Below are 12,386 nucleotides of genomic sequence, written 5' to 3' on the forward strand. Positions count from 1 at the left end.
GTCATAGAAGCACCAGTGCCGCCAGTCCCAGGAAGGCGAAGAACCCGACCACATCGGTCACCGTCGTCACGAAGGCACCGGAACCGAGGGCCGGGTCCACGCCCGCCCTTTCCAGTGCCACCGGAACGAGGATGCCCGCGAGCCCCGCAACGACCAGATTGATGACCATTGCGGCGGCGAGCACCGCGCCGATCCAGGACGATCCGAACCAGAGCCAGCCGACCGCGCCCATGACGAGCGCGAAGACGATCCCGTTGACAACGCCCACCAGCACCTCGCGCCGGACCACGCGCCAGAGGTTCGACCCCGTCAGGTCGCGCGTCGCGATCGCGCGCACCGCCACCGTCAGCGCCTGCGTGCCGGCATTGCCGCCCATCGAGGCGACGATCGGCATCAGCACGGCGAGCGCGACGACCCGGGCGATGACGTCCTCGAACTGGGCGATGACGAAGGAAGCGACGATGGCGGTGACGAGGTTCACGGCAAGCCAGGGGATGCGCTGCTGCGTCGTCTCGATCACGCTGTCGGACAGCGATCCCTCGCCGACACCGGCGAGGCGCAGGATGTCCTCCTCGTGCTCCTCGTCAAGGACGGCCATCGCGTCGTCGATGGTGATGACGCCCGCAAGCCGTCCGTCTTCGTCCACCACGGGAGCAGAGATCAGGTGGTACTGGTTGAAGGCATAGGCGACATCGCCTTCCTCGTCCATCACGCCGATGGTGCGGAAGCTGTCCTCGGTGATCTCGGTCAGCTTCACCGCGCGCTTCGAGGACAGGAGCTTGCCGAGCGTGACGTAGCCCACCGGATGCCAGCGCGGATCGACAAGGATCACGTGGTAGAACTGGTCGGGCAACTCCTTGGCATTGCGCAGGAAGTCGATCGCCTCGCCCACCGTCCAGTACTCGGGCGCGGTCACCACCTCGCGCTGCATGAGACGGCCGGCGGAATATTCCGGATAGGTGAGCGACTGCTCGACGGCAACGCGGTCACTGACCTCGAGCGCGTCGAGGATGCGCTCCTGAACCGGCTCCTCGAGATCCTCGATGAGATCGACCACATCGTCGCTGTCGAGTTCGCGCACGGCCTCGGTGAGAACCTCGTGCGGCAGCGCCTCGATCACGTCCTCGCGGATCGCCTCGTCCAGTTCCGAGAGGATGTCGCCGTCAAAGCCCTTCGACCATAGCCGCACGAGGTCACGCCGCTCGTCCGGGTCGATCTGCTCCAGCACGTCGGCGATGTCGGCCGCGTGAAGGGGCTCCATGAGCGTGTCGATTGCCGGTGCATTGCCGGCGTCGATGGCCTCGCGGATCGACTGCACGAGCCGGGGGTCGAGGCCGTAGTCGTCCTCCTCCCGTTCGGCGTTGTCCTGCACATGCTCGGCCATTCCGCCCCCTTCCCGCGATTGCCGCGACCTTACCGGAAGGAGTTTCAAAGAAACAGGGGCAATGGGCGATTTCCCCGGCCGCGACATGGGCTTAGACTGGACCGACAACGCGCGATGGAGAGGCGGAAATGGCGGAACTGATCCTTGGCCAGGTCTTGCGGTTCGAAGGCAACCCGATGGAAGACGGACCCTCGGCAGCGCGTCATTTCCCGCGCGGGGCCGTGCTGGTGGAGGGCGGGCACATCCGCGCCGTGGGCGAGGCGGAGGACCTCCGCCGCGCGCATCCCGCGGCCGAGGTGACCGACTGTGGCAGCCGCCTCCTCTCCGCCGGGTTCGTCGATGCCCATGCGCATTACCCCCAGACCGCGATGATCGCGAGCTGGGGCAAGCGGCTGATCGACTGGCTGAACAGCTACACCTTCCCCGAGGAGATGCGGTTTGCCGATCCGGCCTATGCCGCCGGGATCGCGGAGCGGTATTTCGACCTGCTCCTCGCCCACGGCACCACGTCTGTCTGCAGCTACTGCACGATCCACCCCGAGAGCGTCGAGGCCTTCTTCGCCGAGGCACGGACGCGCGGACTGCGCGCCTGGGCGGGCAAGACCTGCATGGACCGCGATACCGCGCCCCAAGGCCTGCGCGACACGGCGCAGTCCGCCTACGATGACAGCAGACGGCTTCTCGAGCGCTGGCATGGGGTCGACCGGCTCTCCTACGTCATCACTCCGCGCTTCGCGCCCACCTCCACCCCCGAACAGCTTTCGGCGCTCGGCGCGCTCTGGGCGGAGAACCCCTCCTGCCTCATGCAGACGCATCTGAGCGAGCAGACCGACGAGATCGCCTGGGTGAAGTCGCTCTACCCCGAGGCGCGCGACTATCTCGACACCTACGAGACGCACGGCCTCCTTGGCCCCGGGGGGCTTTTCGGCCATGCGATCCACCTCGAACCGCGCGAGCGCGACCGGTTGCGGGAAGTGGACGCGAGCCTGATCCACTGCCCGACCTCGAACACCTTCATCGGCTCGGGGCTCTTCGACATGGACGGGCTCGCGCGCGCGGGCCAGCGGATCGGGCTGGCGACCGATACCGGGGGTGGATCGTCCTTCTCGATGCTCAGGACGATGGCCGCGGCCTACGAGGTTGCGCAGCTCCGCCACCGGGCGCTGCACCCGGCCGAACTCTGGTGGCTTGCCACCCAGGGCTCCGCCCGCGCGCTGCGCGCCGACGACAGGATTGGCAACCTTGCGCCGGGGATGGAGGCGGACATCGTGGCGATCGACCTTTCGTCCACGCCGGCCATCGCCCAGCGGGCCGCGCAGGCGGAAGACATCTGGGAAGCGCTGTTCCCGACGATCATGATGGGCGACGACCGGGCCATCGCCACGGTCTGGATCGGCGGCCGGCGCGTCGCGCGCCCCGCCTGACCCGGCGGGGACGCTCTGCGCGGGGGTGGATCCCCAAACCTCAGGCCATGAGGCGACGGGCTAGCCGGGTCTGGCGTTCGATCAGTTGCGGCAGGTCGACCCTGGTCAGATGGCCCTCCCGTACCACGGTGCGGCCTTCGACAATCAGGTCACGGACGCGGAGCGGACCGCAGAGGAGGAGCGCCGCGACCGGGTCCCAGGCGCCGGCGGCCTCGATACCGGCGAGGTCCCAGATCGCGATGTCGGCCCGCTTGCCGGGCGCGAGCGACCCGCAGTCGGACCGGCCAAGCACGGCGGCGCCGCCCAGCGTGGCGATCTCCAGCGCCTCGCGCGCGGACATGGCGTCCGCACCCTTGGCGACTCTCTGGAGAAGCATCGCCTGGCGCGCCTCGGCAAGGAGGTTGCCGGCATCGTTCGAGGCGGAGCCATCGACGCCGAGGCCCAGGGGCACGCCCGCGTCGCGCATCGCCCGGACCGGCGCGATGCCGGAGCCGAGGCGGCAGTTCGAGCAGGGGCAATGGGCGACACCCGTCAGCGTGCGCGCGAACAACCCGATCTCGGCCGTGTCGAGCTTCACGCAGTGGGCGTGCCAGACATCGGCACCGGTCCAGCCCAGGTCCTCGGCATACTGGCCCGGCCGGCAGCCGAAGGCGGCGAGGCTGTAGGCGACGTCCTCGTCATTCTCCGCAAGGTGGGTGTGCAGCATCACGCCCTTGTCGCGGGCAAGGCGGGCGGTCTCGCGCATCAGGTCGCGGCTGACCGAGAAGGGCGAGCAGGGCGCAAGCCCGACGCGGACCATGGCGCCCTCGGCCGGGTCGTGGAACGCATCGACCACCCGCTCCATGTCCGTCAGGATCGCCGCCTCGTCCTCGACCAGCGCGTCGGGCGGCAGCCCGCCCCGGCTTTCGCCGATCGACATGGCGCCGCGCGTGGGGTGGAAGCGGAGCCCGATTTCCGCCGCGGCCTCGATCGTGTCCTCGAGCCGGGCGCCGTTCGGGTAGAGGTAGAGGTGGTCCGACGTGAGCGTGCAGCCCGAGAACGCCAGTTCCGCGAGGCCCGCAAGCGCCGAGACGCGGATTTCCTCCGGCCCGAAGCGCGCCCAGATCGGGTAGAGCGTCTTCAGCCAGCCGAAGAGCAGCGCGTCCTGGCCCCCGGGGACGGCACGGGTGAGCGTCTGGTAGAGGTGGTGGTGGGTGTTGACGAGGCCGGGCGTGACCACGCAGCCCGCAGCCTCGATCACCGCGCCCGTGGTGGTGAGGCCCTGCCCCACGGCGGCGATGGCGCCCCCGCGGATCAGCACGTCGCCGCCCGCGATCTCGTCGCGCGCGGGGTTCATCGTGACGACGGAAGTCGCATTGCGGATCAGGATTTCGGCCATGGGTTCCCCTCCCCCTTCGGTGAGTGGAACGACCGGCGACAGAAGGGGCAAGGACTCGACCGGCGGGGGAAAGCCTAAGGTACGGCGGCGCCGCGCGCCAGACCGCTCAGCCGTTCAGGATTGCCATCGCCTCGGCATGGATGTCGCGGTTGGCGGCGGCGAGAATCTGTCCGCCCCCGGTCGCTGGGCGGCCCTGCCAGTCGGTGACGATGCCGCCCGCCGCCTCGATCACGGCGATGGGGGCCTGCACGTCGTAGGCTTGAAGCCCCGCCTCGATCACGAGGTCGATCTGTCCGGCGGCCACCAGCGCGTAGGCGTAGCAGTCGAGTCCGTAGCGGGTGAGCCGCGCCTTCGCCTTCACCCGGTCGAAGGCCGCGCCTTCCGTGGCCGTGCCGACCTCGGGGAAGGTGGTGAAGAGGACCGCCTCGCCAAGCGGGCGCGGCGCACGGGTCCGCAGGGGATGGCGACCCATCGGCCCCACCACCTCGGCCACTCCGAGGCCGCCGGCGAAGCGTTCGCCGATGAAGGGCTGGTCGATCAGGCCGAAGATCGGCCCGGTGGCATCCGCGACCGAGATCAGGACGCCCCATGTGGGCGTGCCCGACATGTAGCTCCGCGTGCCGTCGATCGGGTCGATGACCCAGGTGAGGCCCGATGTCCCGGGCTTCGGCCCGAACTCCTCGCCGAGGATCGCGTCGGCGGGGCGCCGCGTGGCGAGGATCTCGCGGATGCGGGTTTCCGCGGCACGGTCGGCCACCGTGACCGGGTCGAAATGGGTGGTCACCTTGTTGTCGGCCGCCAGCCCGTCGCTGCGGAAATGCGCGAGGGTTTCCTCGCGCGCCGCATCCGCCAGCGCATGGGCGGTTTCGATCAGCGCACGGGCTTCGGCGTCGGTCGGGGACATGACGGGGCTCCGCTTGAGACGCTCAAGCGGTAGCCCCCTGCCCCGGCACGGTCAATCCTTTCAGGCAGCGTCCGACAGGACCTTGGCAAGGTCGAAGAGCCGGCGGCGCTGCGCCTCGGGGATCGCGTAATAGGACCGCACCAGCATCAGCGCTTCCTTGTCGGCGAGGATGTCGCCGTCGATCTCCTCGACGATCTGATTTTCCTGATCGAGGCCCTCGAAGAAGAAGCTGATCGGAACGCCGAGCGCGTCGGAGATGTCCCAGAGCCGCGAGGCGGAGATCCGGTTCATGCCGGTCTCGTACTTCTGGATCTGCTGGAACTTGATTCCGACCTTGTCGGCGAGCTGCTGCTGGGTCATCCCCACCATCCAGCGCCGGTGACGCACGCGCTTGCCGACATGGACGTCCACAGGATGCTTCATGATAATCTCCAATCCTCTTCTATCGCTCATCAAGCAAGTATCGTACCAAGTTGGCGGCGCCCATCGGATTCACGAAAAAAAAGATCGTTCCGCAGGGGCGCTGGACAACAGGAGAGTCTAACCTGTTACCGCACAAAAACGGGAAACAGTCACCCTATACGAAAATACATGTCCGCCCGCTCGCCCGAAGATTACGTTGCAATTTGCATTTCATTTTGCAAAGACACCTTTCGGAAAAACGTTGCATTCCGCAACTCTCCGCCCGCTTCTTCCGCTGGAATGCCGAGAAGCGCCCCGTTAGCCTGCGAACGGAGAGAGCCAGAGGACGGCATGCGCGCATTCGGCATCGAGGCATTCGGGGAGACGCCCGCACTGCGCGCGCTGCCGCGGCCCGAGCCCGGCCCGGGCGAAGTCCGCGTGCGGATCGCGGCCTGCGGGCTCAACTTCGCCGATCTGCTGATGATCGACGGTCGGTATCAGGAACGGCCGGAGCCGCCCCTGACGCTCGGGATGGAGGTTGCGGGCACGGTCGATGCACTCGGGCCCGGCGTCGCGGGACCGGCCCCGGGAACCCGCGTCGCGGCCTTCTCCGGCACCGGCGGGCTCGCCGACTACGGCTGCTTCCCTGCCGCGCGCTGCCTGCCGATTCCGGACGGAATGCCCTTCGCGCATGCCGCAGGCTTCCAGATCGCCTACGGCACCGCCCATGTCGCGCTCGACCACCGAGCGGCGCTTCGTCCGGGCGAGACGCTGCTCGTGCTCGGCGCGGCAGGGGGCGTCGGATTGACGGCGGTCGAGGTCGGCACGCTCCTCGGAGCGCGCGTCATCGCCTGCGCCCGCGGCGCCGACAAGCTCGCGGCCGCGCAGGCGGCGGGGGCCGACCACCTCATCGACAGCGATACCGCCGACCTCAGGGCCGAGATCCGCGCCCTGGGCGGCGCGGACGTGGTCTACGATCCGGTGGGCGGCGCCCAGTTCGAGGCCGCGTTCCGCGCGACCAACCCCGGCGGGCGGATCATCCCCATCGGCTTCGCCAGCGGCACGGTGCCGCAGATTCCCGCCAACCACCTCCTGGTGAAGAACCTCACCGTCATCGGGCTCTACTGGGGCGGCTACCTCAAGTTCCGCCCGGAGGTTCTGACGGACAGCCTTCAGACGCTTCTGGAATGGTACGGCGCCGGCCGGCTGCGCCCGCATGTGTCCCACGAACTGCCCATCGAGCGGGCAGCCGAGGCGCTGGCGCTACTCCGCAGCCGTCAGTCGACGGGAAAAGTCGTCGTTACCCTCTGACGCGGCCTCGCCGGAAATCACCCTGAGGCAGCACTGGGCATCGCCATAGGCGCAGCGGAGCTGGGTCAGGAGCTTGTCCATCACCTCGCCCTTCTGGACGTTGGCCTGATAGAGACAGATGTCGAGATGGCCGAGGTCCGGCAGGGCGTTGGCGCCGTCGATAACCGCGGTTCCGACCGGGATCGCCCCCTCCATCCGCGCCGTGATGGAGAGGTCCGCCGTCACGGTCGCCTCGGCCACCTGCTCGGATTCGCCGCCCACGGCCATTTCCCAGCGAACGCCCGCGCCATTCAGCGCCGCCTGAGCGATCGGGCGGAAGAAGCAGCGCTCCACGAAGGCGAGCCGGAGCGGCCGCTGCTGCCAGGCGATGCCATCGGGCGCACCGATCCAGACGAGCTTGCGGGTGGCCAGCCGTTCACCCCCCGCCCCGGGCGATGCCTCGGTCGTCAGGATCACGTCGTATTCGCCCCGCGAAAACCCCTCCTTCAGCTTCGAGGTGAAGCAAGACACGAGGTTGACCCGGACACGCGGATACTCGGCGGCCATCGCCTTCAGGATCCTCGGGATCTCGGGATAGACGATGTCGTGCGGCACCCCGAGCCGGATCTCGCCCTCGAAGGCCGTATCGGTCAGCCGCGTCAGCGCCTCGTCGTTCAGCTCAAGCATCCGCCGCGCATAGCCGAGGAGCTGGTCGCCCTCCGGCGTCGGGGTCAGCTTGCGCTGCGCCCGGCTGAAGAGTTCGACCCCGAGGCCTTCCTCCAGCCGCTTGATCTGCATCGAGACCGCGGACTGGGTCAGATTGAGGAGACCAGCCGCGCGGGTCACGCCCCCGGCGTCGGTGACGGCAACGAGCGCGCGCAGGGCGGTAAGGTCGAGGTTGCGGGCCATGATCACCATCCTTGATGTATAATACAACAATCATTCGTTTCCCATATTGACCATATCTCCGCATATTTATCAAGCCTTCTGATGGAAGGTCTTCAATTCATCACAAACCAAAGGCATTCCCATGGACCACGTCATCCCTCGCCGCCACGGCCACCACCGCCCCGGCTTCCTCGCCCGCATCCGCGCGGCCCTCGCCTTCCGCCGCCACCGCGCCCGCCTGCGCGACCTCGGCGACCACCTCCTCGACGACATCGGCGTCACCCGCGACGCCGCCGAGCGGGAGGCGTCGCGCCCGATCTGGGACGTGCCCGCCAACTGGCGGTCCTGAAAACCCGCGGAAACCGGCGGGAAACCCTTGAAATGACGCCACAGCTTCCCGATATTTCACCCCGGGTGCGCCGCTCTCGCGGGCGGCGCAAGGGAATGTATCTGGAGGCTTTCATGGCTGACTATCAAACCATCCGGGCCGGCCGCGTCGGCGCGCAGGCGCTGCAAATTGACGAAGGCCTCAAGGCCCACATGAACAAGGTCTACGGACTCATGTCCGTCGGCATGCTGATCACGGGCGCCGCGGCCTGGGCGATCTCGGGCCTCGCGATGAGCGATGTGCCCACGCAGTACCAGATCGGCGCCGACCGCTACCTGACGGATTTCGGCTACGCGATCTACGGCTCGCCGCTGAAGTGGCTGATCATGTTCGCGCCGCTGATCATGGTCTTTGCCTTCGGCGCCGTGCTGAACCGCATCTCGGAAGCCGGCGCGCAGGTCTACTTCTACGGCTTTGCGGCGCTGATGGGGCTGTCGCTCAGCTCGATCTTCCTTGTCTTCACCGGCTATTCGATCGTGCAGACCTTCCTCGTCACCGCGATCGCCTTCGCGGGCCTCTCGCTCTGGGGCTACACCACGAAGAAGGACATCTCGGGCTGGGGCTCGTTCCTCATCATGGGCGTGATCGGGCTTCTGGTGGCGTCGATCGTCAATATCTTCCTCGGCTCGCCCGCGGTGATGTTCGCGATCTCGGCGCTCGGCGTGCTGATCTTCGCCGGTCTCACGGCCTATGACACGCAGAACATCAAGAACACCTACATCGCCCATGCCCAGCACGGCGACGCGGAGTGGCTCGGCAAGGCCGCCATCATGGGGGCGCTGAACCTCTACCTCGACTTTATCAACATGTTCATGTTCCTGCTGCAGTTCCTCGGCAACCGCGAGTGACCCGAGCGGAAGGACGGCAATCGAAGGGCCGGGGGAAACCCCGGCCCTTTCGTCGTCCGGGGCAAGCATCCGGGCCGGCCGCACGTTCGCTCTGCCTGTGGGTCGGCGCCCTGACGTGCTAGACTGCGTCTCGCGCGGACCGGCGGGGGGAGGGCCGCAATGCCGAACATCGACTTCTGGTACTCCATCGGAAGCACCTACAGCTATCTCAGCGTCATGCGGCTTGCCGATGTCGCGCGGGCGACCGGCGTGGCATTCCGCTGGCGCCCGTTCAACGTCCGCCACGTCATGATCCTGCAGAACAACATCCCGTTCCGGGACAAGCCGGTGAAGACCGCCTACATGTGGCGCGACATCGAGCGGCGCGCGGCGCGCTACGGGCTGACGCCGAGGATCCCCGCGCCCTATCCGCTGGCGGAACTCGTGTTCGCCAATCAGGTGGCCACGCTCGGCGTCGAGGAGGGCTGGGTCGAAGGCTTCACCCGCGCCTCCTACCGTCGCTGGTTCGAGGCGTGCGAGCCTGCGGGCGAAGACCCGAACCTGAGCGCAAGCCTAAGGGAAATCGGCCAGGACCCGGCAAGGGTGCGGGACGCCGCAACATCCGACCGCATCGCAGGCGCGCTGGCGCGGGCCACCGACGAGGCGATGGCGCTTGGCGTCTTCGGGTCGCCGAGCTTCGTGGTGAAGGGCGAGGTCTTCTGGGGCGACGACCGGCTGGAGGACGCCATCGACTGGGCAAGGGCGCACTGACCCTGCCACCTGTCGCGTCCCCGCGGCGGATGCGCCCCATTGCGGACGACCGGGTGGTGAGAAAGCGAAGGGGCCGTGCGTTGCGGCACGGCCCCCGGTGCTTGCAAGGGGAAGGCGATCCTACTTGATCTTGCCTTCCTTGTATTCGACGTGCTCGCGCTTGACCGGGTCGTACTTCCGCACGACCATCTTCTCGGTCATGGTGCGGGCGTTCTTCTTGGTCACGTAGAAGTGCCCGGTGCCCGCCGTCGAGTTCAGACGGATCTTGATCGTCGTCGGCTTCGCCATCGTCGTTCTCCACTGGCCGGGCGGCCCGAGCCGCCCGCGAAATCCTTGAAGCCCGCCTTTTACCCGCCGTCTGCGCGGAGTCAACCGCAAAACCGGGGCGCGCGGCGGGAAATCCGCGCGTCCCGGCGCCGGCGGCCGCCCCTGCGGCTCAGGCGCCCGGCGCGGGCTTGCCCATCGCGGCATGCAGCTTCGCCCGCACCTCGGCCGTGAGGCCGAGCGCGGTGCCGAGCTGCGCCAGGTAGGCCTGTTCGGCCGGCGTGTCGACGGTGATCGCCATGAGCGAGGTCGAGTAAATCTGCTCCCGCATCGCCGCGCCGGTTTCCTGCGCCAGCGCCGACACGTCGAGCGGCGCGTCGAGCGCGGCCTCGACGAAGGCGATCTCCTCGTCGCTTGCGTCCCTGAGGTGGTCCATGATCTTCGCCCGTTCCTCGGGGTCGATCTCGCCGTCGGCCTTGGCGGCCATGATCATGGCGCGGATCATCAGCTTGGCGTTGGCCTCGTTGATCGCCGAGGCGGGGCTGGCGCCCGAGACCGCCTCCATCATGTCGCCCATCACCTTGCCGCCCGCCGCCGCCGCGCTCGTCATCGAGGCGATGAGCCCGCCGAGCCCGGCCTCCGTCGCCTCGGCCGCGCCGCCGAAGCGGTCGTACATCTCCCGCACCGACTTTGCGCCGCCCGGAACGCCCAGCTTCTCGGCCTGCTCGCCCCACTGGTCGATGACGCCGCCGGGTTCGCCGGCCTTCCTCATCGCGTCCTTCACGCCGGGCATGCCGCCCATGTCCTTGTATTTCGTGTACCCCCGCGCGGCGGCGAAGCCGATGGCGAGCGTGGCAAGCGTCTTGACGAAACTCATGGCGGAACTCTCCTTGACAACCCCGGCCATGATAGCGCGCGCCGCGCGACAATCACGCGCTTTCCGCGGGCTGTCGTCTGGAGGGCGGAATCATGCGCGGAGGGCCTGTAAGCCGGATTCTGTCCGCCCCGGACCGTGATCCGGGGCTGGATGACCATTCCTCTCGGCGCGCCGTTGCCGGCGCGCTCAAGCTGCCAACCCGGGCCTCTCGGGTCGAAGCATCCCTGCGGGCGGTCTCCCGGACCGAGATCCGGGACCGGCCCCCGCGCGAGGCCCCTATTCGGCATTGCTCCCGGTGGGGCTTGCCTTGCCGGTCCTGTTGCCAGGCCCGCGGTGGGCTCTTACCCCACCGTTTCACCTTTTCCCGTCCGGGGACGGGTAGTCTCTTCTCTGTGGCGCTTTCCCTCGGGTTGCCCCGGCCGGGCGTTACCCGGCACCGTCGCTTCAGGGAGTCCGGACTTTCCTCGGGGGCCAGCCCCCGCGGCCATCCGGCCCTCCGCGCAACGCTTCAGTTAGGCGGCCGATGGCCCGCCGTCAACCGGGAAGCGCCGCGCGAGGTCGTCGGCCAGCGCCCGGTCTTCCGGCGCTTCCGGGCCCGTCGCCCAAGGCCGGAACCGCAGGCGGAAGGCATGGAGCAGCGTGGCCGGCGCGGCCTCGGGGTAGCCGAACGCCCGGAGCGAGGCGGCAAGCGGCGCCGCCGGGTCGCCCCCCGGCCCGGGCCAGACCGCGAGGCCCGAGCGGGCGAGGCGCCGCCAGTCGAAGCGCGGTCCGGGGTCGCGCTTGCGATCCGGAGCCATGTCGGAGTGTCCGATCACCCGCTCGGGGGGGATCTGCCGGCGCGACAGGATCGAGGCGAGCAGCCGTTCGAGCGCTGCCATCTGCGGTTCCGGGAAAGGCGCGTCGCCGGGATTCTGGAGCTCGATGCCTATGGAACGGGAGTTCACGTCCGTCACCGCGCCCCAGGCCCCTGCCCCGGCGTGCCAGGCGCGCGCCTCCTCGGGCACCAGCGCCTCGACCTCGCCCGCCTCGGCGACGAGGTAATGCGCCGAAACCTCGGCATCCGGGTCGCAGAGCCGCGCCCGCGCCTCGGCGCAACCGGGCATCGCGGTGTAGTGAATCACCACCAGATCGGGCCGCGCGCCGCAGCGCCGCTCACCGAAGTTCGGCGAAGGCGGCAGCGTCACCTCAGTTCTTCGCCTGCTGGAACGGCGTCGGATCCCAGAAGCAGGCAAAGCCGTCGCCGTCGGGGTCGAGGTTCTTCGGGTCGCGCCTCGGCCCGCCGGAGGACAGGAACGCCTGCTGCGCCGCCTCGGGCGTCGCGTAGCGGGCGCAGGCCTTCTCGCTGCTGGAAAGCGCGATGCGCGAGCGCGGATAGACGGCCTCCCCGAGCCGGTTCGGCGCCCTCAGCGCGTATTGCACCAGATCGACCGCCTTGGCCGCGTCGGGGCTCCGTTCGGGAAGTTCGGTCGGCTGGATCTGCTGATAGGCCGCGCGGTTCTGGGCGATGCGGGCCTTGTCGGATTCGATCGACTCGCGCGACGAGACGGCGGCGAAATCGTTCTCGTCCGAGATGCCGGCATGGTCCGGGG

The 12,386-nt window shown here is 68.7% G+C and carries 13 protein-coding genes, 1 other RNA gene and 1 pseudogene; 5 read left to right on the forward strand and 10 right to left on the reverse strand.

Annotated features, from left to right (window positions below; all coding sequences use genetic code 11):
* Position 1: 1 nt before the first annotated feature.
* Positions 2-1,384 (reverse strand): magnesium transporter, encoded by a 1,383-nt coding sequence (gene mgtE / locus F9K34_RS12905; protein ID WP_291337379.1) that lies wholly within the window; start codon positions 1,382-1,384, stop codon positions 2-4.
* A 128-nt stretch (positions 1,385-1,512) separates the two neighbouring features.
* On the opposite strand from mgtE, the gene guaD reads away from it, so the two are divergent.
* The gene (gene guaD, locus F9K34_RS12910) at positions 1,513-2,808 is read left to right on the forward strand and encodes a guanine deaminase (RefSeq protein ID WP_291337380.1); all 1,296 of its coding nucleotides are present in this window, start codon (positions 1,513-1,515) and stop codon (positions 2,806-2,808) included.
* A gap of 40 nt (positions 2,809-2,848) precedes the next feature.
* On the opposite strand, the gene F9K34_RS12915 is transcribed toward guaD, so the two are convergent.
* From F9K34_RS12915 to F9K34_RS12925, 3 genes are all read right to left on the reverse strand, one after another.
* Positions 2,849-4,186 (reverse strand): 8-oxoguanine deaminase, encoded by a 1,338-nt coding sequence (locus F9K34_RS12915; protein ID WP_291337381.1) that lies wholly within the window; start codon positions 4,184-4,186, stop codon positions 2,849-2,851.
* A 106-nt stretch (positions 4,187-4,292) separates the two neighbouring features.
* The gene (locus F9K34_RS12920; RefSeq protein WP_291337382.1) at positions 4,293-5,090 is read right to left on the reverse strand and encodes an inositol monophosphatase family protein; all 798 of its coding nucleotides are present in this window, start codon (positions 5,088-5,090) and stop codon (positions 4,293-4,295) included.
* 60 nt (positions 5,091-5,150) lie between these two features.
* Complete coding sequence (locus F9K34_RS12925) at positions 5,151-5,513, reverse strand: helix-turn-helix domain-containing protein (protein WP_291337383.1); 363 nt, start codon at positions 5,511-5,513, stop codon at positions 5,151-5,153.
* A 330-nt stretch (positions 5,514-5,843) separates the two neighbouring features.
* Between F9K34_RS12925 and F9K34_RS12930 the strand changes: the two genes are divergently transcribed.
* Positions 5,844-6,803, forward strand: a complete 960-nt coding sequence (locus F9K34_RS12930; RefSeq protein ID WP_291337384.1) for an NADPH:quinone oxidoreductase family protein — start codon at positions 5,844-5,846, stop codon at positions 6,801-6,803.
* Here F9K34_RS12930 and F9K34_RS12935 read toward each other — a convergent pair.
* Positions 6,756-7,691 (reverse strand): LysR family transcriptional regulator, encoded by a 936-nt coding sequence (locus F9K34_RS12935; RefSeq protein WP_291337385.1) that lies wholly within the window; start codon positions 7,689-7,691, stop codon positions 6,756-6,758. The two genes, F9K34_RS12930 and F9K34_RS12935, sit on opposite strands and share 48 nt — an antisense overlap.
* Positions 7,692-7,812: 121 nt before the next feature.
* Between F9K34_RS12935 and F9K34_RS12940 the strand changes: the two genes are divergently transcribed.
* The 3 genes from F9K34_RS12940 to F9K34_RS12950 all read left to right on the forward strand — a co-directional run bounded on the left by F9K34_RS12940 (position 7,813) and on the right by F9K34_RS12950 (position 9,656).
* Entirely contained in the window at positions 7,813-8,019 is a 207-nt protein-coding gene (locus F9K34_RS12940) for a DUF1127 domain-containing protein (protein WP_291337386.1), read from the forward strand.
* A gap of 113 nt (positions 8,020-8,132) precedes the next feature.
* The gene (locus F9K34_RS12945) at positions 8,133-8,906 is read left to right on the forward strand and encodes a Bax inhibitor-1/YccA family protein (RefSeq protein WP_291337387.1); all 774 of its coding nucleotides are present in this window, start codon (positions 8,133-8,135) and stop codon (positions 8,904-8,906) included.
* Between the two features lie 159 nt (positions 8,907-9,065).
* Positions 9,066-9,656 (forward strand): 2-hydroxychromene-2-carboxylate isomerase, encoded by a 591-nt coding sequence (locus F9K34_RS12950; protein ID WP_291337388.1) that lies wholly within the window; start codon positions 9,066-9,068, stop codon positions 9,654-9,656.
* Between the two features lie 120 nt (positions 9,657-9,776).
* Here the strand turns inward: F9K34_RS12950 and rpmG are convergent, their stop codons facing one another.
* The 5 genes and pseudogenes from rpmG to F9K34_RS12975 all read right to left on the reverse strand — a co-directional run.
* Positions 9,777-9,944: a 50S ribosomal protein L33 gene (gene rpmG, locus F9K34_RS12955; protein ID WP_017928995.1), complete on the reverse strand. Its 168-nt coding sequence runs from the start codon at positions 9,942-9,944 to the stop codon at positions 9,777-9,779.
* Positions 9,945-10,092: 148 nt separating this feature from the next.
* Entirely contained in the window at positions 10,093-10,797 is a 705-nt protein-coding gene (locus F9K34_RS12960) for a DUF533 domain-containing protein (RefSeq protein WP_291337389.1), read from the reverse strand.
* Between the two features lie 92 nt (positions 10,798-10,889).
* An RNA gene (gene rnpB, locus F9K34_RS12965) (RNase P RNA component class A) lies at positions 10,890-11,297 on the reverse strand.
* Between the two features lie 12 nt (positions 11,298-11,309).
* The gene (locus tag F9K34_RS12970; RefSeq protein WP_291337390.1) at positions 11,310-11,975 is read right to left on the reverse strand and encodes an N-acetylmuramoyl-L-alanine amidase; all 666 of its coding nucleotides are present in this window, start codon (positions 11,973-11,975) and stop codon (positions 11,310-11,312) included.
* A gap of 7 nt (positions 11,976-11,982) precedes the next feature.
* Positions 11,983-12,386, reverse strand: a pseudogene (locus F9K34_RS12975) (hypothetical protein); the annotation flags it as partial.

It is taken from the genome of Albidovulum sp., assembly GCF_008933605.1.
In the GTDB taxonomy this organism is placed as follows: Bacteria; Pseudomonadota; Alphaproteobacteria; order Rhodobacterales; family Rhodobacteraceae; genus Albidovulum.

Bases quoted from the DNA above. Each gene is read 5' to 3' on its own strand.
- F9K34_RS12950 (WP_291337388.1), top strand. From the start codon at position 9,066: ATGCCGAACATCGACTTCTGGTACTCCATCGGAAGCACCTACAGCTAT.
- F9K34_RS12935 (WP_291337385.1), bottom strand. From the start codon at position 7,691: ATGGCCCGCAACCTCGACCTTACCGCCCTGCGCGCGCTCGTTGCCGTC.
- F9K34_RS12925 (WP_291337383.1), bottom strand. From the start codon at position 5,513: ATGAAGCATCCTGTGGACGTCCATGTCGGCAAGCGCGTGCGTCACCGG.
- F9K34_RS12940 (WP_291337386.1), top strand. From the start codon at position 7,813: ATGGACCACGTCATCCCTCGCCGCCACGGCCACCACCGCCCCGGCTTC.
- F9K34_RS12915 (WP_291337381.1), bottom strand. From the start codon at position 4,186: ATGGCCGAAATCCTGATCCGCAATGCGACTTCCGTCGTCACGATGAAC.
- guaD (WP_291337380.1), top strand. From the start codon at position 1,513: ATGGCGGAACTGATCCTTGGCCAGGTCTTGCGGTTCGAAGGCAACCCG.
- rpmG (WP_017928995.1), bottom strand. From the start codon at position 9,944: ATGGCGAAGCCGACGACGATCAAGATCCGTCTGAACTCGACGGCGGGC.
- F9K34_RS12960 (WP_291337389.1), bottom strand. From the start codon at position 10,797: ATGAGTTTCGTCAAGACGCTTGCCACGCTCGCCATCGGCTTCGCCGCC.
- F9K34_RS12945 (WP_291337387.1), top strand. From the start codon at position 8,133: ATGGCTGACTATCAAACCATCCGGGCCGGCCGCGTCGGCGCGCAGGCG.
- mgtE (WP_291337379.1), bottom strand. From the start codon at position 1,384: ATGGCCGAGCATGTGCAGGACAACGCCGAACGGGAGGAGGACGACTAC.
- F9K34_RS12930 (WP_291337384.1), top strand. From the start codon at position 5,844: ATGCGCGCATTCGGCATCGAGGCATTCGGGGAGACGCCCGCACTGCGC.
- F9K34_RS12920 (WP_291337382.1), bottom strand. From the start codon at position 5,090: ATGTCCCCGACCGACGCCGAAGCCCGTGCGCTGATCGAAACCGCCCAT.